19 protein-coding genes are annotated in these 16,899 nt (G+C 67.4%); 7 read left to right on the forward strand and 12 right to left on the reverse strand.

The window, feature by feature from the left end:
* Positions 1 to 2 precede the first annotated feature (2 nt).
* From QO058_RS05685 to QO058_RS05695, 3 genes are all read left to right on the forward strand, one after another.
* Positions 3 to 2,375: a UvrD-helicase domain-containing protein gene (locus tag QO058_RS05685; RefSeq protein ID WP_284170948.1), complete on the forward strand. Its 2,373-nt coding sequence runs from the start codon at positions 3 to 5 to the stop codon at positions 2,373 to 2,375.
* Positions 2,376 to 2,497: 122 nt separating this feature from the next.
* Positions 2,498 to 2,692 (forward strand): type II toxin-antitoxin system HicA family toxin, encoded by a 195-nt coding sequence (locus tag QO058_RS05690; protein ID WP_284170949.1) that lies wholly within the window; start codon positions 2,498 to 2,500, stop codon positions 2,690 to 2,692.
* A gap of 1 nt (position 2,693) precedes the next feature.
* Complete coding sequence (locus QO058_RS05695) at positions 2,694 to 2,990, forward strand: type II toxin-antitoxin system HicB family antitoxin (RefSeq protein WP_284170950.1); 297 nt, start codon at positions 2,694 to 2,696, stop codon at positions 2,988 to 2,990.
* Between the two features lie 9 nt (positions 2,991 to 2,999).
* Here the strand turns inward: QO058_RS05695 and QO058_RS05700 are convergent, their stop codons facing one another.
* Positions 3,000 to 3,389: a winged helix-turn-helix transcriptional regulator gene (locus QO058_RS05700; protein WP_284172826.1), complete on the reverse strand. Its 390-nt coding sequence runs from the start codon at positions 3,387 to 3,389 to the stop codon at positions 3,000 to 3,002.
* A gap of 124 nt (positions 3,390 to 3,513) precedes the next feature.
* On the opposite strand from QO058_RS05700, the gene QO058_RS05705 reads away from it, so the two are divergent.
* Together QO058_RS05705 and QO058_RS05710 are read left to right on the forward strand one after the other, a co-directional pair.
* Positions 3,514 to 4,269 carry an SDR family oxidoreductase gene (locus QO058_RS05705; RefSeq protein WP_284170951.1) on the forward strand — a complete coding sequence of 252 codons (756 nt, stop codon included), beginning with the start codon at positions 3,514 to 3,516 and terminating at the stop codon, positions 4,267 to 4,269.
* 178 nt (positions 4,270 to 4,447) lie between these two features.
* A complete protein-coding gene (locus tag QO058_RS05710; RefSeq protein ID WP_284170952.1) occupies positions 4,448 to 5,395 on the forward strand; it encodes a 50S ribosomal protein L11 methyltransferase in 948 nt (315 codons plus the stop codon).
* 46 nt (positions 5,396 to 5,441) lie between these two features.
* On the opposite strand, the gene QO058_RS05715 is transcribed toward QO058_RS05710, so the two are convergent.
* Positions 5,442 to 5,570 (reverse strand): hypothetical protein, encoded by a 129-nt coding sequence (locus QO058_RS05715; protein WP_284170953.1) that lies wholly within the window; start codon positions 5,568 to 5,570, stop codon positions 5,442 to 5,444.
* 59 nt (positions 5,571 to 5,629) lie between these two features.
* Positions 5,630 to 5,875, reverse strand: coding sequence for a hypothetical protein (locus tag QO058_RS05720; protein ID WP_284170954.1), 246 nt, complete (start codon positions 5,873 to 5,875; stop codon positions 5,630 to 5,632).
* 300 nt (positions 5,876 to 6,175) lie between these two features.
* On the opposite strand from QO058_RS05720, the gene QO058_RS05725 reads away from it, so the two are divergent.
* On the forward strand, positions 6,176 to 8,095 hold the full coding sequence (locus QO058_RS05725; RefSeq protein WP_284170955.1) for an aminopeptidase P family protein: 1,920 nt from the start codon (positions 6,176 to 6,178) through the stop codon (positions 8,093 to 8,095).
* 118 nt (positions 8,096 to 8,213) lie between these two features.
* Here QO058_RS05725 and QO058_RS05730 read toward each other — a convergent pair whose 3' ends face one another.
* The 5 genes from QO058_RS05730 to QO058_RS05750 form a co-directional block, all read right to left on the reverse strand.
* On the reverse strand, positions 8,214 to 9,176 hold the full coding sequence (locus QO058_RS05730; RefSeq protein ID WP_284170956.1) for a PLP-dependent cysteine synthase family protein: 963 nt from the start codon (positions 9,174 to 9,176) through the stop codon (positions 8,214 to 8,216).
* A 20-nt stretch (positions 9,177 to 9,196) separates the two neighbouring features.
* On the reverse strand, positions 9,197 to 9,496 hold the full coding sequence (locus QO058_RS05735) for an AzlD family protein (RefSeq protein WP_284170957.1): 300 nt from the start codon (positions 9,494 to 9,496) through the stop codon (positions 9,197 to 9,199).
* Entirely contained in the window at positions 9,493 to 10,203 is a 711-nt protein-coding gene (locus tag QO058_RS05740; protein WP_284170958.1) for an AzlC family ABC transporter permease, read from the reverse strand. The genes QO058_RS05735 and QO058_RS05740 overlap by 4 nt, the downstream gene beginning before the upstream one ends.
* Before the next feature lie 10 nt (positions 10,204 to 10,213).
* A complete protein-coding gene (locus tag QO058_RS05745) occupies positions 10,214 to 11,077 on the reverse strand; it encodes an AraC family transcriptional regulator (protein WP_284170959.1) in 864 nt (287 codons plus the stop codon).
* An 85-nt stretch (positions 11,078 to 11,162) separates the two neighbouring features.
* Positions 11,163 to 12,374, reverse strand: a complete 1,212-nt coding sequence (locus QO058_RS05750; protein WP_284170960.1) for an MFS transporter — start codon at positions 12,372 to 12,374, stop codon at positions 11,163 to 11,165.
* A 72-nt stretch (positions 12,375 to 12,446) separates the two neighbouring features.
* Between QO058_RS05750 and QO058_RS05755 the strand changes: the two genes are divergently transcribed.
* Positions 12,447 to 13,463, forward strand: a complete 1,017-nt coding sequence (locus QO058_RS05755; protein ID WP_284170961.1) for an AraC family transcriptional regulator — start codon at positions 12,447 to 12,449, stop codon at positions 13,461 to 13,463.
* A gap of 10 nt (positions 13,464 to 13,473) precedes the next feature.
* On the opposite strand, the gene QO058_RS05760 is transcribed toward QO058_RS05755, so the two are convergent.
* The 4 genes from QO058_RS05760 to QO058_RS05775 are packed head-to-tail and all read right to left on the reverse strand — an operon-like array spanning position 13,474 to position 16,890.
* Positions 13,474 to 14,190, reverse strand: a complete 717-nt coding sequence (locus tag QO058_RS05760; RefSeq protein ID WP_284170962.1) for a GntR family transcriptional regulator — start codon at positions 14,188 to 14,190, stop codon at positions 13,474 to 13,476.
* A 14-nt stretch (positions 14,191 to 14,204) separates the two neighbouring features.
* A complete protein-coding gene (locus QO058_RS05765; RefSeq protein ID WP_284170963.1) occupies positions 14,205 to 15,083 on the reverse strand; it encodes an ABC transporter permease in 879 nt (292 codons plus the stop codon).
* Positions 15,080 to 15,880: an ABC transporter ATP-binding protein gene (locus QO058_RS05770; RefSeq protein ID WP_284170965.1), complete on the reverse strand. Its 801-nt coding sequence runs from the start codon at positions 15,878 to 15,880 to the stop codon at positions 15,080 to 15,082. Before QO058_RS05770 ends, QO058_RS05765 begins: the two co-directional genes overlap by 4 nt.
* The gene (locus QO058_RS05775) at positions 15,877 to 16,890 is read right to left on the reverse strand and encodes an ABC transporter substrate-binding protein (protein WP_284170966.1); all 1,014 of its coding nucleotides are present in this window, start codon (positions 16,888 to 16,890) and stop codon (positions 15,877 to 15,879) included. Before QO058_RS05775 ends, QO058_RS05770 begins: the two co-directional genes overlap by 4 nt.
* Positions 16,891 to 16,899 lie beyond the last annotated feature (9 nt).

Raw genomic sequence — 16,899 nt, forward strand, 5'->3', positions numbered from 1 at the left:
CCTTGTCCGACAACACCACCTCCGCCCCCCTGCCCCGCCCCGGCGGCCTCGCATCGCGCGCGGCGGCGCAGCCGGCGGCCGGCTATCTCCAGGGGCTCAATCCGGAGCAGCGCCTGGCGGTCGAGGCGACCGACGGCCCCGTGCTGGTGCTGGCCGGCGCCGGCACCGGCAAGACCCGCGTGCTCACCACCCGCATCGCCCATCTGATCGCGACCAACCGCGCCTTTCCCTCGCAGATCCTCTCGGTGACCTTCACCAACAAGGCGGCGCGCGAGATGAAGGAGCGCGTCGCCCATCTCGTCGGGCCCGTTGCCGAGGGCATGCCCTGGCTCGGCACCTTCCACTCGATCTCGGCCAAGCTGTTGCGCCGCCATGCCGAGCTGGTCGATCTGCGCTCCGATTTCACCATCCTCGACACCGACGACCAGATCCGCCTGATGAAGCAGGTGATCCAGGCGGAAGGGATCGACGAGAAGCGCTGGCCCGGCCGCATGCTGGCGGGCTTCATCGACAGCTGGAAGAACCGCGGTCTTTCGCCCAAGGACGTGCCGCCGGGCGAATCCGGCGTCTTCGCCTCCGGCAAGGGCGGCAAGCTCTATGCCGCCTATCAGGACCGGCTGAAAACGCTGAACGCCGTCGATTTCGGCGATCTCCTGCTGCATTGCCTGACGCTGTTCCGCGAGCATCCGGAGCTGCTGGCGAGCTATCACGAGCGCTTCCGCTACATCCTCGTCGACGAGTACCAGGACACCAACGTCGCCCAGTATCTCTGGCTGCGCCTCCTGGCACAGGGCCGGCGCAACATCGCCTGCGTCGGCGACGACGACCAGTCGATCTATGGCTGGCGCGGCGCCGAGGTCGACAACATCCTGCGCTTCGAGCACGATTTTCCGGGCGCGACCGTGGTCCGGCTCGAGCGCAACTACCGCTCGACCGGCCATATCCTCGCCACCGCCGCCAAGCTGATCGCCCGCAACGAGGGCCGCCTCGGCAAGACCTTGCGCACCGAGGACGAGCCCGGCGAGAAGGTCACCATCACCGGCGCCTGGGACAGCCAGGAGGAGGCCCGCCTGATCTCCGACGAGGTCGAGGCGATGCAGTCCAAGGGCGAGAACCTCGCCGAGGTCGCGATCCTCGTCCGCATCTCCGCGCAGATGCGCGAGATCGAGGAGCGGCTCATCCATGTCGGCGTGCCTTATCGCGTCATCGGCGGCCCGCGCTTCTACGAGCGCGCCGAGATCCGCGACGCCATGGCCTATCTGCGCTGCGTCGTGAGCCCCACGGACGATCTCGCCTTCGAGCGCATCGTCAACGTGCCCAAGCGCGGCCTCGGCGACGCCACCATCCAGCTGCTGCACAACCACGCCCGGGCGACCGGCTTCTCGCTGATGCAATCGGCGCGAGCCGTGGTCGAAACCGAGGAATTGAAGCCCAAGGCCCGCACAACGCTGCGCGAGCTGGTCGAGGCCTTCGCCCGCTGGCAGGCAAAGGCCGAGGCGATGCAGCAGGGCGAGCTCGCGGAGCTGGTGCTGGAGGAGAGCGGCTACACCGAGATGTGGCAGAAGGACCGCTCGGCCGACGCCGCCGGGCGCCTGGAAAACCTCAAGGAGCTGGTCCGCTCGCTCGACGAATTCCCCGACCTGCCGGCCTTCCTCGAACACGTCTCGCTGGTGATGGACGCCGATAGCGGCGATGGCGGGGCGCGCGTCTCGATCATGACGCTGCACGCCGCCAAGGGGCTGGAGTTCGACACCGTCTTCCTGCCCGGCTGGGAGGAAGGGCTGTTCCCGAGCCAGCGCGCGCTCGACGAGAACGGCCGCGCCGGGCTGGAGGAGGAACGCCGCCTCGCCCATGTCGGCCTGACCCGCGCCCGCAAGCGGCTGAAACTGTTCTTCGCCTCGAACCGCCGCATCCACGGCCTCTGGCAGTCGAGCCTGCCCTCGCGCTTCATCGACGAACTGCCGGAGGAGCATGTCGAGGTCGTCCAGGCGCCCACCGCCTACAGCCAGGGCGGCTACGGCGCCTCGCGCTTCGAGCGCATGGAAAGCTTCGGCTCGTCCTACCAGACGCCGGGCTGGCAGCGTGCGCAGGAGAACAAGGCCAAGTTCAATTCGGGTGGCGGCTCGGGCTTCTCCGACGCCGGCCAGCGTGGCTTCGGCTCGGGTGGCGGCCGCCAGCGCGGCCCGATGCTGATCGAGGGCGAGCTGACGGCGAAATCGACGGGAACCTCGGCCTTCGACCCCGGCGCACGCGTCTTCCACGTCAAGTTCGGCCCCGGCTCGGTCGCCAGCGTCGACGGCAACAAGCTGACCGTCGATTTCGACAAGGCCGGCAGGAAAATGGTGCTGGACAGCTTCGTCCAGAAGTCGGGATAGCGGGTCCACTCATTGGGGATAGTTGTCCCTACAATGGGGACAGCTGTCCCCGCTTTAGGGACAACTGTCCGGGAATGTTCATATAACTGGTTCGGTGCTCATTCACTTGTTTTGAGGCACCGATGCTCAACAACAGCGCCGACATCATTCGTCGCCTCGAACGCGAGGGCTGGGAATGCGCGCGCATCGCCGGCTCGCACCATGTCTTCAAAAAGTCCGGCATACGTGACACTATCGTCGTGCCGCATCCGAAGAAGGCCCTCGGACCCGGCCTAGTGTTGAAGATTTACAAGCAAGCAGGCTGGCCGCGCGATTGAGATGACCCACTACGTCGCCATCATCGAGGATGCCGGTCCCGACCACGCCGTCGGCGTCTGGTTCCCGGACCTGCCCGGCTGCTTCTCAGCCGGCGACACACTAGACGAAGCGATGGCGAATGCGCCGGAAGCACTGGCGCTCTGGATCGAGTCGATGGTCGGGAACGGCAAGGCAGTTCCGCGTCCTCGCACGCCTAGCGAGTTGAAGGCCGATCCCGAAGTCGCGGCCGATATGGCGGCCCACGCGATCGCGCTCATTCCAACCCCGCGCCTCGCCTTCCAGCCGGCGGCGGAATAGCACCTACCCCTACTCCCGCTCCCGGAACGCCCGCCGCGCCGCCGAGACCTCGGCATAGTACGTCTCGGCCCAGGTCCACACGCCACAGAACGCAGCGCTAAGCTCGCGGCCGAGCTCGGTCAGCGTGTAGTCGACATGCGGCGGGATCACCGGGTGGACGGTGCGGACGACGAGCCCGTCGCGCTCCATCTCGCGCAGCGTCTTGGTCAGCATCTTCTGGCTGATGCCGCCGACGGCGCGTCCGACCTCGGTGAAGCGCAGCGTGCCGCGCTCCTCCAGCGCTTCCAGCACCAGCATCGTCCATTTATCTGCCACCTGCGCGATCACCTGGCGCACCAGCGATTCCACCGCCTTCGAGACCGGCGGAATCTCCTCGCTGCGCCTGTGCATGGTCGCCATCGCCTCGCGGATCGCTTGCATTGCGACACTCTCCTTTTGGTGCGTATCGAACTTCTGGGCGCCTTCTTTCCGTTGAAGAGTATCGACGCCAGCTGATGTCTCGCAACCAGAAAAGGGATTTGCGATGAACATCACCGGCAACACCATCCTCATCACCGGCGGCGGCTCCGGCATCGGCCGCGCGCTCGCCGAGGCCTTCCACAAGGCCGGCAACCAGGTCGTCATCGCCGGCCGGCGTGAGACGCTCCTCCACGAAGTGACGACAGCCAATCCGGGCATGGAAGCGCTCCTGCTCGACATCCAGGACAAGGACGACGTCGCGGCCTTCGCCCGGCAGGCGGTCGAAAGCTTTCCGGAACTCAATGTCGTCATCCACAATGCCGGCATCATGCGCAGCGAGACGGTCGCGGCCGGCGATTTTCTTGGCACGGCCGAGGAGACCATCGCGACCAACCTGCTCGGGCCGATCCGGCTGACTGCCGCCTTGCTGCCGCATCTTCAGACCCGGCCGCATGCGGCGATCGTCACGGTCTCATCCGGCCTCGCCTTCGTGCCACTGGCGACGACGCCGAGCTACAGCGCCAGCAAGGCGGCAATCCATTCCTGGTCGATGGCGCTGCGCGAACAACTCAAAAAGACCTCGGTCGAGGTCATCGAGATCGCCCCGCCCTACGTCCAGACCGAACTGCTCGGCCCGCAGCAGGCGATCGATCCCGCGGCGATGCCGCTGGCGGAGTTCATCGCCGAGGTGATGGCCCTGCTCGAAAGCGCGCCGGCCTCCGGCGAGATCATCGTCGAGCGCTGCAAGCCGCTACGCTTCGCCGCCGAGAACGGACAGATCGCAGCGGTCTTCGTCCAGCTGAACGCGCAGCACGGCTGAACGCTCAGTACCCCTCGCAGGTCGTCCCGGACAAGCCGCGTTAGCGGCGCCGATCCGGGACCCATGCCTGAACCGTTCCGGCATGGGCCCCGGGTCTCCGCTTCGCTCCGCCCGGGACGACCGGGAGGAGGCAGCCGAACCGAATGACAATCCTGATAGGCCCTGCTAATTCCCCGCCATGCGCGAAGGCCTTCTGCCATCGACGGTCGCGACCGTCCTCGAACTCGAAACCAGCGGCGACAAGGCGCGAGCCTTGACCGAGCTCTTGGGCGAGGTCTTCGACCCGACCGAGACCGCCGTCTCGGCCTTCGAGGTCGAGACCGGCGTCACTACGCTCTCGCTCAACGCGCCCTGGAAAGTCGAGATCTATTTCGCGACGCATCCGGACGAGGACGCGGTGCGCGACATGCTGCGCCCGATCGTCGGTGACAGCATCGATTCCACGCCCTTCACTACGGTCAACCAGAAGGATTGGGTCGCGGCCAGCCTTGAGGGCCTGCAGCCGGTCCGCGCCGGCCGTGTCCTCGTCCATGGCTCGCATGATCGCGAAGCGGTGCGCATCAACGACGTCGCCATCGAGATCGCGGCGGCCCTCGCCTTCGGCACCGGCCATCACGGCACCACTGCCGGCTGCCTGCTGGCTCTCGACGCCGAATTGAAGAAGCGCCGGCCGCGCAACGCCATCGATGTCGGCACCGGGACCGGCATCCTCGCGCTGGCGCTCGCCAAACAGGTCAAGCGCAAGGTCGTCGCCGGCGACATCGACGCGATCGCGATCGAGGTCTCCGCGCGCAATGCCAGGATCAATCACGCGCCGCAGGCGCTCGACCTCTATGTCGCGCCGGGCCTGCGCCACGCCAAGGCGAACCGGCCGCGCCATTTCGACCTGATCTTTGCCAACATCCTCGCCGGCCCGCTGCGCAAGCTCGCGCCCGCGATCGCTCGCGCGCTGTCGGACGACGGCACGGTGATCCTGTCGGGATTGCTGGAGATGGACGTCGCCGGCGTGGTCTCGGCCTATCGCCATCAGGGGCTGGCGCTGGCGCGGCGCACCTCGCGGGAGGGCTGGGCGACTTTGGTCATGAAAAGAGGCGGCGCAGCCGCCAGGCCGCGCCGCCTCTACTAGGCCCTAGACTTCGAACAAACGGCGACGGTCTCGCCGCCGTTACTGCTCAGAAGCCGAGGTGGCCGTACTTCTCTTCGGCCTGCGCCTGCAGAGCGCGGGCATCATGCCAGACGGCCGCAGCGAACTTGGCGGCGTCGACGACGGCATCATAGGCATGCTTGACGATGGCGATCATGGTCTTGGTTCCTTTGTTTGGAGCGCGCGGCGCGGTTGGCGGCCTGCGGCGCTTGAAGGTCAGCGGTTGAAAGGCAGCTCGGCGTCGCTTTGCAGCGTCGTCGCCGGGAAGCCTCCGAGCACCAGCTCGCTCTCGCGCACCAGATAGCTATGGGCGCGCAGCTCACGCAGCGCCGAACGGCGGCGGCTCTCGATCATCGCGGCGTAGAGGCGCTGCCAGAAGCCCTGGCCGGCGGTCTTGGTTTCCGTCGCCTCGGCGCGGGTCGCGGCCGGAAGGACGTCGGTGGAATTCAGCACATAAGTCATAGGGTCTCTCCTCAGATCACGAAGGACAGTCCCGGTCGCTTCCTCGTTCTCTTATGCGACTAAAATGGGCCGCCTTCGCACTTGCGAGAAGATACGTTCGCATATGCACAACATGCACAGAACGCATAACGAAAAAAGAAATCCGTTAACAACTGCGCATACCGCATAACCAAGAGGCAATCCGCTCAAATGCGAGCCAATGCGCGCCTGCTTCGAGAGCAGGGGCTAGACGGCAGTTTTGCGCTGGCCTTTCAGGGGCACCGAGGCGAGCATGGCCGAAATCCAGCCTCAGAGCCTGACATGACCGAATCGCGATCCAAAGCCGCCTGCCGCTTCCAGTCCTTCTCCGAGCCGAGCGACCCGTCGCAGGTCGCGCCACGCGTCGCAGCCTTGCGCGCTGCACTGGCCAAGCAAGGCCTCGACGGCTTCATCATCCCGCGCGCCGACGAGCACCAGGGCGAATATGTCCCCGCTCATATGGCGCGCCTCGCCTGGCTCACCGGCTTCACCGGCTCGGCCGGCAACGCCATCGTGCTTGCCGACAAGGCGGCGCTGATCGTCGATGGCCGCTACACCATCCAATCGGCGGCGCAGACCGATACAGCGGTAGTGACGCCGACCAAGATGGAGGAGACGCCGCTCGACAAATGGGTCGAGGCCAATCTGCCGGCCGGCGGCAAGCTCGGCTACGATCCCTGGCTCCACACCGTCGACGGCGTCGCCAAGCTGGAGAAGGCCGTCGCCGCGACCGGCGGCATGCTCGTGCCGGTGACGCCGAACCCGATCGACGCGCTCTGGAGCGACCGCCCTGCTCCGCCGACCGCTGCGGTCAAGGCGCATCCCGCCGCCTATGCCGGCGAGAGCAGCGCCGACAAGCTCGCCCGTATCCAGAAGGAGCTGGCCAAGGCCAAGGTCGATGCGCTCGTCCTCTCCGACCCACACGCGCTGGCCTGGACCTTCAACATCCGCGGCGGCGATGTCGAGCACACGCCGCTGCCGCTCGGCTACGCGATCGTGCCGCGCGAAGGCCGCCCGACCGTCTTCCTCGCGCCGGAGAAGATCACCAACGAGGCCGGCGACGCCATCGGCGCGCTCGGCGAGATCGCCCCGCCGCAGGCATTGGAGCAGCAGCTCAAGGCGCTCGGCGCAGCCAAGGCCAAGGTCCGGCTCGATTCCAGCACGGCCGCCTCCGCGCTCGCGACGCTGATCCGGGATGCCGGCGGCACGCCGGACGCCGGCGCCGACCCGATCGCCCTGATGAAGGCGAAAAAGAACGAAGCGGAGCTCAGCGGCAGCCGGCGCGCGCACTTACGCGATGGCGCTGCCATCGTCCGCTTCCTGTCCTGGCTCGCGCGCGAGGCGCCCAAGGGCAGGCTGACCGAGATCGATGCCGTCGCGGCGCTGGAGGCCGAGCGGCTGAAGACCGGCGAACTGCGCGACGTCTCCTTCACCACCATCGCCGGCGCCGGGCCGAACGCGGCGCTGCCGCATTACCGCGTCACCGAAGCGAGCAATCGCCGGATCGAGCCGGGCATCTTCCTGGTCGATTCCGGCGGGCAGTACGAGGACGGCACCACCGACATCACCCGCACCATGGCGGTCGGTGAGCCGACGGCAGAGATGCGCGATCGCTACACCCGCGTGCTCAAGGGTCATCTGGCGATCTCGCGCGCAGTCTTCCCGAAAGGCACCTCGGGCGCCCAGCTCGACGCGTTCGCCCGCGCCCCGCTCTGGCAGGCCGGGCTCGATTTCGACCATGGCACCGGCCATGGCGTCGGCAGCTATCTCTCGGTCCATGAAGGCCCGCAGCGGCTTTCCAAGCTCGGCACCACGCCGCTCGAGCCCGGCATGATCCTCTCGAACGAGCCCGGCTACTACAAGGAAGGCGCCTACGGCATCCGCATCGAGAACCTGATCATCGTCGAGGAGCGCCAGATCCCCGGCGCCGAGCGCACCATGTACGGCTTCGAGACGGTGACCTGGTGCCCCTATGAGCGGGCGCTGATCGATCTCTCATTGCTCGACGAGGGCGAACTCGCCTGGATCAACGCCTATCACGCCCAGGTCTGGAGCAACCTCGCGCCATTGGTCGAGGGCGAGGCGAAGGCCTGGCTGGAGCAGGCGTGTCTGCCGTTGCGAGAGAAGGCGCGGGCGCGGGATCCCCTCTCCTGTAAGGAGAGGGGTAGGGGTGAGGTGTTCGGACTGAAAACACTGGCCTGAACCCGACCGAGCGGCAAGCGCCCTTGGCACTGGTCGAACGGCCTACACCTCACCCTGCCCTCTCCTTACAGGAGAGGGTTCCCCGCGCTCTTCCTCGCAGCGAAGTGCTCCTCAGAGCTCACTCCCACAAATCAGTCGACAGGTACTTCAGGCCCGAGTCGCAGATGATGACGGAAACCGTCTTGCCCGCCTCGGCTCCGCGCAGCAGCTGAAGCGCCGCGGCGACATTGGCCCCAGCCGAAAACCCGCCGAAAATCCCTTCATGGCGCGCCAATAACCGTGTCGTCTCGCGCGCCTCCTCCCCCGTCACCTGCAGATAGCCATCGACCGGCACATCCTTCAGGAAAGCGAGATCGGCCATCGAGTAACCGCCGCCCTGGATCGGGTGATCCGGCCTTGAGACCGCCTCGCCCGCCGCCGCGGCAGCGCCCGCCGGTTCGACCACGTAGCAGCGCAACGTCGGACTGCACTCCTTCAGCGCCCTGGTCACCCCGGCATAACTGCCGCCCGAGCCGATGAAGTCGACGAAGGCATCGATGGTGCCGCCGCTCTGCTCCCAGAGCTCCGGTCCGGTGGTGCGGTAATGCGCCAGCCAGTTGCCGTCGCGATGGAACTGGTCGGCGCGAAAGGCGCCGCGCTCCCTGGTGATCCGCTTGGCTTCATGATCGACGAGTTCGAGATCGCCGCCCGAGACCTGCCCGGGAACCGAACCGGGAAGCTGGTCGACCAGCACAACCTCCGCCCCGAGCGCCCGCATCATCCGGGCGCGCTCCTCGGAATTGCCCTTCGACATCACGGCGATGAAGGGATAGCCTCTGATGCCGCAGACGATGGCGAGCCCGGTGCCCATATTGCCCGAGGTGAGCTCGACCACGGTCTGGCCGGGCTTCAGCGCACCCGACGTTTCCGCCTCCTCGATGATGCCGAGCGCTGCCCGATCCTTCTTCGAGAAGCCGGGATTGAGATAGTCGAGCTTGGCGAGGATGGTCCCGTCGACGCCGAGATGCCGCGTCAGGCGGTCGAGCCGGACCAGCGGCGTATCGCCGATCGCCTCGACCACGGAATTCATCACAGGGCGCATGCGTGTCCTCCCGGCCGGCCTCAGGCCACCATGCGCAAGGCAACCACGGTCGCGACCCCCACGGCAACCACGCCGAGCAGCGGCAGCCGCGTTGCAGCGAGGCCGCAGACCAGCGCCGCCACCGTTTCCGGCCAGCCGGTCGCCAGCGCGCTCGGCGCGATCACCGCGATCAGCACGGCCGGCGGGATCGCGTCGAAGGCGGCCTGCGCCCGCGGCGAGAGATTGAGCCGGCCGACGAGGGCAAGGCCGGCGATGCGGGTGAGATAGGTCACCAGCGCCATGCCGAGGAAGGCGGCGAGATTGATCGGATCGAGGCTCATTCGGCCGGGCTTTCGACGGGCTTCTCGGCGAGGTCGCCGGCGGCGACCCAGGCGGCGGCGAGGCCGCAGAGCGCGCCCGCCAGCACATGCCAGGGCGGCCCGGCGAGCTTGTAGGCCAGCGCCGAGGCGATCCCGGCGGCAGCCACCGTCCAGGCCGTGACCCGGCCCTTCCAGAAGGCGGCGGTCAGCGCGATGAACAAAGCGGTGAAGGCGAAGTCGGCGCCATAGCGCTTGGGATCGCCGAGCGCAGCGCCGATGATCGCGCCCGTCGTCGAGGTCGTCAGCCAGCCGAGCACGAACGGCACGATCATGGCGAACCAGTAGGCCGGCGTGACCGGATGGGTGCGCGCCCGCTTTTCGGCCAGGGCCCAGTTCTCGTCGGCCATGTAATATAGACCGCCGAACATCTGGGCGGTCGAGAAGCCCGTGAGCTTCGGCGCGATCGAGGCGCTCATCAGGATGTGGCGGGCATTGATCAGCGCCGTCGAGAACACCAACGCGACGATCGGTGCCGGGCTGGCCCAGAGCTCGACCGCGGCGAATTGCGCTCCGCCGGCAAAGACGAGCACGCTCATCAGGAAGACTTCGAGCGGCGACAGCCCCTTGCCGGCAGCGAGCGCGCCGAAGAGCAGGCCGATCGGCACGGCCGCCAGCGCAGCCGGCCAGATGTCGTTGAGCCCGGCCCGGGCTTCATCTTTCCAACTCATCTTGTGTCCATCAGCCGTGATGGGCGGCGCGGAAGACGCCCGGCGTGACGCCGAGCCTCGCCTTGAAGGCGCGGGTCAGATGCGCCTGATCGCAGAACCCGGTAGCGGCCGCGACCGCGCCGGGGGATTCGCCGCGCCGCAGCCGCTCTCTGGCGCGGCGGATGCGGACATCGACGAGATAGGCATGCGGCGTCAGCCCGGTCTCGTGCCGGAAGGCCCGGATCAGGTGATGCCGCGGCAGGCCCGAGCGCTGGGTGAGGTCCGCCAGCGACAGGTCCTCGTCATAGCGCTGCTCGAGCAGTTCCCTGGCCTGCGAGATCGGCCCGTGCTCGCGCCCGACTTCGCGGATCGAGAGGTCGGCATGGCGCGACAGGCACCAGCCATAGGCGCGCAGCAGGCCTTCCTCGCCGGCGAGGCCATCTCCGCCTTCCTCCAGTGCGCGATGCGCTTCGGAGAACAGGGCGGAGCCCTCCGGATCCTGCACGGTCGGTTCGGGGAAGAAGGGGGTGCCGATGCTCTCGTCGCCGGTGAGCGAGATCGCGACCTCGCGCAACAGCTCGATCGTCGGATAGGTCATCCGGTAGCGATAGCCGCCCTCGCTCGGCGCGCCGTCATGCACATCGAGCGGGTGGTTGAAGACGAGGTCGCCGGTGCGGGCGAAGAGTGTGCGGCCGCGGGCATGCCAGAGCTCGCAGCCCGAGAGGATCGTGCCGACCGCATAGGTCTCATGGGCATGCGGCGAATAGGTATGGGTCGAGAATTTCGCCGACAGGCATTCCAGCCCGGAGAAACGCGCCGCCGTGAACAGGCGGGCATGCTCCCCCGTCTGGAGCGGCATCTCCAGCAATGCGTCGCCTTGGCTGATCAGATCCATGACGCAAGATAGAGCGGAACCGCGGCCCCATGTCTTGAAGAAAAGTGATGGCGACGATCACGCGACCGTCGCCATTCGTCGGGGTTCAGGGACGCGGCGGCTCCTTGCCGGCGACGAGCACCAGGAGCGCACCGGCGAGCGTCGCCACCGCCATGTATCCGATCGGGCCGAGGCCGCCGACATGGTTGACCAGCAGGCCGCCGAACACCGCTCCGCTGGCGATCGCGACCAGGAAGGCCGCCGTCACGAGCCCGCTCGCCGATTCGGCATGATCGGCCGCGACGCGCACCATCCAGGTCTGGAAGCCGACGGGCGCGAAGCCGAAGGCGAAGCCCCAGAGTGCGACAGTGATCCCCGCCACGATCGGCGAGGCGCCGAACTGGATCATCACCAGCGCCAGCACGCCGATCGCCAGCGCGAACGAGACGATCGCCAGCTTGACGCCACGGCCCGCCACCGCGCCACCGGCGAAATTGCCGACGACATTGCCGAGGCCATAGCCGAGCAGCACCACGGTGATCGCCGCGACGCCGAGTTGCGGCGCATGCTCGAGGAAGGGCCGGATATAGGTGAAGCCGGTGAACTGTCCGGAGATGATGACAAGGACCGAGATCAGCATCAGCCGAATGCTCGGGCGCGAGAGCAGGACACCCAACGTGCCCAGCCGCGGCGCAGTCTGCGGCGGCAGGGCCGGCATCGTCACCAGCAGCGCCAGCAAAGCGACGCCGGCAAGCCCGGCCGAGAGCCCGAACACCATGCGCCAGCCGATCAGCGCGTCGAGATAGGCTCCGAGCGGCCCGCCGCCGATGAAGGCGGCCGACACGCCGGCCGAGATGAGCGCCAGCGCCCGCGGTACGGACTGCGCCGGGACGAGCCGCAGCGTCAGCGCCGGCGCCATCGACCAGAAGCCGCCCAGGGCAATGCCGAGCAGGAAGCGGGCCGCGAGCAGCATGACAAAGCCGTTGGCCATGGCCGTGACCAGGCTCGATACCGCCAGAAGCGATAACAGCGTCCAGAGCACGAGGCGCCGGTCGAACCGGCTGGTGAGGATCGGCGTGAAGATCGCCGCGGCGACGCCGACCAGCGAGGTCACCGTGACGGTCTGCCCGGCGGCACCGACGCTGATCGAGAGGTCGGCAGCGATCGAGGTCAGAACGCTGGCGGGCAGGAATTCGGCGCTGACCAGCGCGAACACGCCCATGGAGAGGGCGAAGACCGCCGGCCAGGCGGCCGTGCGCTCTTCGGGCACGATGCTGACAAGTTCGGCATCGGCTGTGGCTGACAAGGAATCCGACATAGGTCGCTCCAGGAAGATCGGACACCGGAGTTAGGCGTGACCGCCTGGAGCTTCCATGCTAAAAAACCCGGCATGCTTGACCAATCGTCCAGAAGATCGGCGCCGGATCCGTTGTCGGAGATGCTTCGCGGCTTGAGGCTCGAAGGCGTCGACTATGCCCGCTACCAGATGTCCGCGCCCTGGTGCCTGCTGTTTCCAGCCCAGTCCGCAGCGCGGTTCCATTTCATGGCCGAGCAAAGCTGCTGGCTGCGCACGCCCGAGGGCGACTGGGTCCGGCTCGAACAAGGCGACGCCGTGCTGATGCCACGTGGCGTTGAACATGCGCTGGCCAGCGAGCCCGGCGCCTCGGCGACGCCGCTCGGGCACTGCGCCTTCCAGCAATGCTGCGGCGAGATCGCTGAGGCGCGCGGCGGCGGCGAAGGGGAGGCGACGCTGTTCTTCAGCGCCAGCCTCTGCTTCAACGTCGACGCCCAGCACCCGATGCTACGGATGATGCCGGAACTGATGTGGGTGCACGAGATGGCGGTGCACGAGCCCGCCATCCCGGCGCTGCTCGGCACCATGTCATGCGAGCTTGCTCTCGACCGCGTCGGCGCCGGCGGCATCCTCACCCGCCTTGCCGATGTCGTCGCCGCCGCCCTGATCCGCTCCTGGGTCGAGCGCGGCTGCGGCAGCGCCACCGGCTGGGTCGCCGCCGCGCGTGACCCCGATATCGGGCGCGTGCTGGCCGCGATCCATCTCAATCCGGGCGAGGACTGGACGGTCGATGCCCTCGCCAAGGTGATGCACGCCTCGCGCTCTGCTTTCGCAGAGCGCTTCGCCAGTGTCGTCGGCGAGACACCGGCGCGCTATGTCCTGCAGGTCCAGATGCACCAGGCGAGGCAATGGCTTGAACGCGACAAGCTCCGGATCACCGCCGTCGCCCGCCGCCTCGGCTACGATTCGGAAGCCTCCTTCAGCCGGGCCTTCAAGCGGGTGATCGGCAAGCCGCCGAGCCATTTCCGCGCCATGGAGCCGCCAGTGCCAGCGGCACGGCCGATCGATGCGTCGCCGTCCGGCGAGGCTGGACAGCCTCCCGGGACGTCCTGACCAAACGCCCTCAGTCGATCAGGGCATCGGCGCGCCCGCCGCGAGGCTCGGTGAGCTGCGCGAAGCGGCCCTGTGCGAACAGCTCCTCGATGGTCTGGAGCGTCTTGGTGTAATGCGCCACCAGCAGCGCACAGGCGTCTGCTGCCGTGCCGTTCAGCACGATCTTCATCAACGCTTCGTGCTCGCTCTGGCCGTTGCGCGGCGTGTCGCCATAGGCGTGCGATATCGAGATGTAGCGCGCCGCGTGGTCGGCGAGGATATCGCAGAATTCGAGCAGCCAGGGCGAGCCGCAATTGGCCAGCAGCGCCCGGTGGAAATTGCGGTGTGCATCCTCCCAGCCGGCACGCTCCTCGGGCTTGTCGGAACGGAAGCGCGACAGGCGATGCAAGGCGAGCACGATGCCCTCTTCCCAGTGCTCGTCGCGATTGGCCATCGCCTCTTCGAGCGCCTTGGTCTCGAGCCAGCAGCGCGTGCGCACCAGCACGCGCCAGTCGTCGAGCGCGATCGCAGGCACGGCAAAACCGCGCTGCTCGTAACGTTCGACCAGCCGCTCCGCCGAGAGACGAGACAGCGCCTCGCGCACCGCGTTGCTGCCGACGCCATAGGTCGCCGCGATCGGCTCGATCCGCAGCTTCTCGCCAGGGCGGAACTCGCCCTGGATGATGTCGCTGCGCAGCTTCTGGTAGACCGTGGTCGACAGCGTGGTCTTTTCGCTCGCCTTGGCCATGCGGGTTCTCGGGTTCAGGCCGCTGGGCGCGGCGTCTTGGTGGAGATGCTGTTACGCGAACGCTGCCAGAACACGAACCGGTATTGCAGCCACGACACCAGGCCGAACATCGCGAGGCCGAGCAGGCTGAGATAGATGATCAGCGAGAACACCCGCGGCGTGTCGAGTTGCGAGGCGGCGACGCGGATCAGTTCGCCGAAACCCGCCCCGCCGCCAAGGAACTCGCCGGCGATCGCGCCCGAGACCACGCTGATCGCCGCGATCTTCAGCCCGGTGAAGAATTGTGGCAGCCCGGTCGGGATCTTGAGCTTGACCAGGGTCTGCAGGCGCGAGGCGCCGATGCTCTTGAACAGCATCCGGGCATTCTCGTCCGCCGCGTGCAGGCCGGCGGCCGTGCCGACGATGATCGGGAACACCGAGATGAAGGCCGCGAGCGCCACCTTTGACATGATGCCGAAGCCGAGCCAGGCGACGAACAGCGGCGCGAAGGCAAGCTTCGGCATGGTGTCGATCGCGACGATATAGGGCATCACGGCCCGCTCGCCGAAGCTGGTCTCGCCGACCAGGATACCGAGGGAGACGCCGATAGCGAGCGCGACGACGAAGCCCCAGACGACCTCGCTCGCCGTGACCCAGAAGGCCGGCAGCATGTAGTCGCCTGAGGAGAGGTTGCGGCCGACGAAGCCGATGTCGCGGATCGTGTCGGTCGGCGTCGGCAGGATCAGCGGCGAGACGATCCCCGACGAGGTAACGCCCTGCCAGAGCCCGAGGAAGAGGACGAGAAGGCCGAGCATCGAGACCCAGCGCGGCAGCTTCGAGGCGAACGAGACCTTCTCGGCCCAGACCGTGTCGGCGGGAAGTGCTTCAGCTGATTTGTCGACGACACCGCTCACAGGAAGGCCCCCTTGTCGAGCAAGCCGCGGATCTCGCCGACATAGGCGCCGAATTGTGGCAGCGTCGTCATCTCGAGCGTACGCGGCCGCGGCAGGTCGATCGCGATGCTGCGCACGATCCGGCCCGGCCGGGCCGACATCACATGGACGATATCGGAGAGGATCACAGCCTCCGCGATCGAGTGCGTCACCAGGAAGGCGGAGGCGTTGCGCTCGCGGCAGATGCGCTGCAGCTCCATGTTCATGAAATCGCGGGTGATCTCGTCGAGCGCGCTGAACGGCTCGTCGAGCAGGAGGACATTAGGCTCGGAGATCAGCATCCGGCAGATCGCGGCGCGCTGCGCCATGCCGCCGGACAGCTGCGAGGGATAGGTCGCCTCAAAACCCTTGAGACCGACGAGATCGAGCAGGCTCCTCGCACGCGGCGCAGCGGCCTCGGCCGCGGCACGGCCCTCGCGCACCTCGATCGGCAGGAGGATGTTCTGCAGGGTGGTGCGCCACGGAAACAGCGTCGCCTGCTGGAACATCATGCCGATATCGGCGCGCGCGCCGAGCACCGGCGTTCCGGCCAGCATCACCCTGCCCTTCGAGGGCGGCGTCAGTCCGGCCATGATCTTGAGCAGGGTCGACTTGCCGCAGCCGCTGGAGCCGATCACCGAATGGAATTCGCCCTGGCGCAACGTCAGCGCGACGCTCTCCAGCGCGACGACGCTTTCGCCATAGACCTTCGAGACATCGCTGAGCTCATAGACCGGCCGGGCGAGCTGCCCGGCCGTTTGCGTCGCCGCCAGTGTCATTTCGGCGCATTCCAGGCCGCGACCAGGTCGTTCGAATAAGCCTTGCTCAAATCATCGAGCGGCTTCTTGAGATCGCCCGAGGCGAGCAGCGTCTTCTGCCACATCTCCCAGGCCTCGGGGTTGTTGTAGCCAAAGCCCTTGGCGACATCGAGCGGCGCCGTCAGGCGGTAATAGACCTCCATCAGCGCCTCGGCGAAGGGCATGTTCTCGAGCTGCTGCGGATTGCCCATGCGCGCATGCTTCAGCACCGCCGCCTTGTTGGCGGGATCGAGGCCGAACTTGGTGCCTCTGACCAGCGCCCGGCCGAAGCGCTCCAGCATTCCACGATTCTCGTCGAGGTACTTGCGGGTAACGACATAGCCGTTACCGAAATAGGACTGGAAGCGCGGCGGCGTCAGCGAGCGCAGCTTGATCCCGCGCAGGCTCAGCGTCGCTGCGCCGGCGGTGTCCGAGGCATAGGCGTCGATCGCCTTCTGCATGAAGCCGGCCACCGCCATGCCGCCCTCGCCCACCGTGATGAACTTGTAATCGGCGCCCTCCTTCATGCCCTCGGCATCGAAGATCGAGCGAACGAAGGCGACCTCGGCGCCATCGGAGGTGCCGACGCCGATGACCTTGCCCTTGAGGTCGGCCGGCTTCTGGAAGGCGGAGGTCTCCGGCACGACGAGGTTGAACTGGCTGCGCGTGAAGTAATTGTAGATGTAGACGAGGTCCTGGCCACGCTCGCGCGCCGCCATCAACGGCCCCGGTCCGGGATGGGCGAGTTGCGCCTGGCCCGCGAGCAGCGCCTGGATCGCAGCCGCCGAGCCGTTGACGCTGCGCGGCGTGATCTTGAGCTTCTCTTCAGCGAAGTAGCCCTCGCCGATCGCCGCATAAAGCGCGAAATAGCCGAGCCCGCCCGGGCTCGGATAGACGATCGTCAGCTCGTCGACCGCTTGCGAGAGGGCCTGCGGCGCCGCGAGCGCGAAGGGCAGCCCTGCAGCCGCCGCCATGAACTGCCTACGCTTCATCCCGTTCCC

Source organism: Bosea vestrisii (assembly GCF_030144325.1).
Taxonomy (GTDB): domain Bacteria; phylum Pseudomonadota; class Alphaproteobacteria; order Rhizobiales; family Beijerinckiaceae; genus Allobosea; species Allobosea vestrisii_A.

Coding starts and splice junctions, on each gene's coding strand:
- QO058_RS05690 (WP_284170949.1), top strand. CDS start 2,498: ATGCTCAACAACAGCGCCGACATCATTCGTCGCCTCGAACGCGAGGGC.
- QO058_RS05695 (WP_284170950.1), top strand. CDS start 2,694: ATGACCCACTACGTCGCCATCATCGAGGATGCCGGTCCCGACCACGCC.
- QO058_RS05700 (WP_284172826.1), bottom strand. CDS start 3,389: ATGGCGACCATGCACAGGCGCAGCGAGGAGATTCCGCCGGTCTCGAAG.
- QO058_RS05705 (WP_284170951.1), top strand. CDS start 3,514: ATGAACATCACCGGCAACACCATCCTCATCACCGGCGGCGGCTCCGGC.
- QO058_RS05710 (WP_284170952.1), top strand. CDS start 4,448: ATGCGCGAAGGCCTTCTGCCATCGACGGTCGCGACCGTCCTCGAACTC.
- QO058_RS05715 (WP_284170953.1), bottom strand. CDS start 5,570: ATGATCGCCATCGTCAAGCATGCCTATGATGCCGTCGTCGACGCCGCC.
- QO058_RS05720 (WP_284170954.1), bottom strand. CDS start 5,875: ATGACTTATGTGCTGAATTCCACCGACGTCCTTCCGGCCGCGACCCGC.
- QO058_RS05725 (WP_284170955.1), top strand. CDS start 6,176: ATGACCGAATCGCGATCCAAAGCCGCCTGCCGCTTCCAGTCCTTCTCC.
- QO058_RS05730 (WP_284170956.1), bottom strand. CDS start 9,176: ATGCGCCCTGTGATGAATTCCGTGGTCGAGGCGATCGGCGATACGCCG.
- QO058_RS05735 (WP_284170957.1), bottom strand. CDS start 9,496: ATGAGCCTCGATCCGATCAATCTCGCCGCCTTCCTCGGCATGGCGCTG.
- QO058_RS05740 (WP_284170958.1), bottom strand. CDS start 10,203: ATGAGTTGGAAAGATGAAGCCCGGGCCGGGCTCAACGACATCTGGCCG.
- QO058_RS05745 (WP_284170959.1), bottom strand. CDS start 11,077: ATGGATCTGATCAGCCAAGGCGACGCATTGCTGGAGATGCCGCTCCAG.
- QO058_RS05750 (WP_284170960.1), bottom strand. CDS start 12,374: ATGTCGGATTCCTTGTCAGCCACAGCCGATGCCGAACTTGTCAGCATC.
- QO058_RS05755 (WP_284170961.1), top strand. CDS start 12,447: ATGCTTGACCAATCGTCCAGAAGATCGGCGCCGGATCCGTTGTCGGAG.
- QO058_RS05760 (WP_284170962.1), bottom strand. CDS start 14,190: ATGGCCAAGGCGAGCGAAAAGACCACGCTGTCGACCACGGTCTACCAG.
- QO058_RS05770 (WP_284170965.1), bottom strand. CDS start 15,880: ATGACACTGGCGGCGACGCAAACGGCCGGGCAGCTCGCCCGGCCGGTC.
- QO058_RS05775 (WP_284170966.1), bottom strand. CDS start 16,890: ATGAAGCGTAGGCAGTTCATGGCGGCGGCTGCAGGGCTGCCCTTCGCG.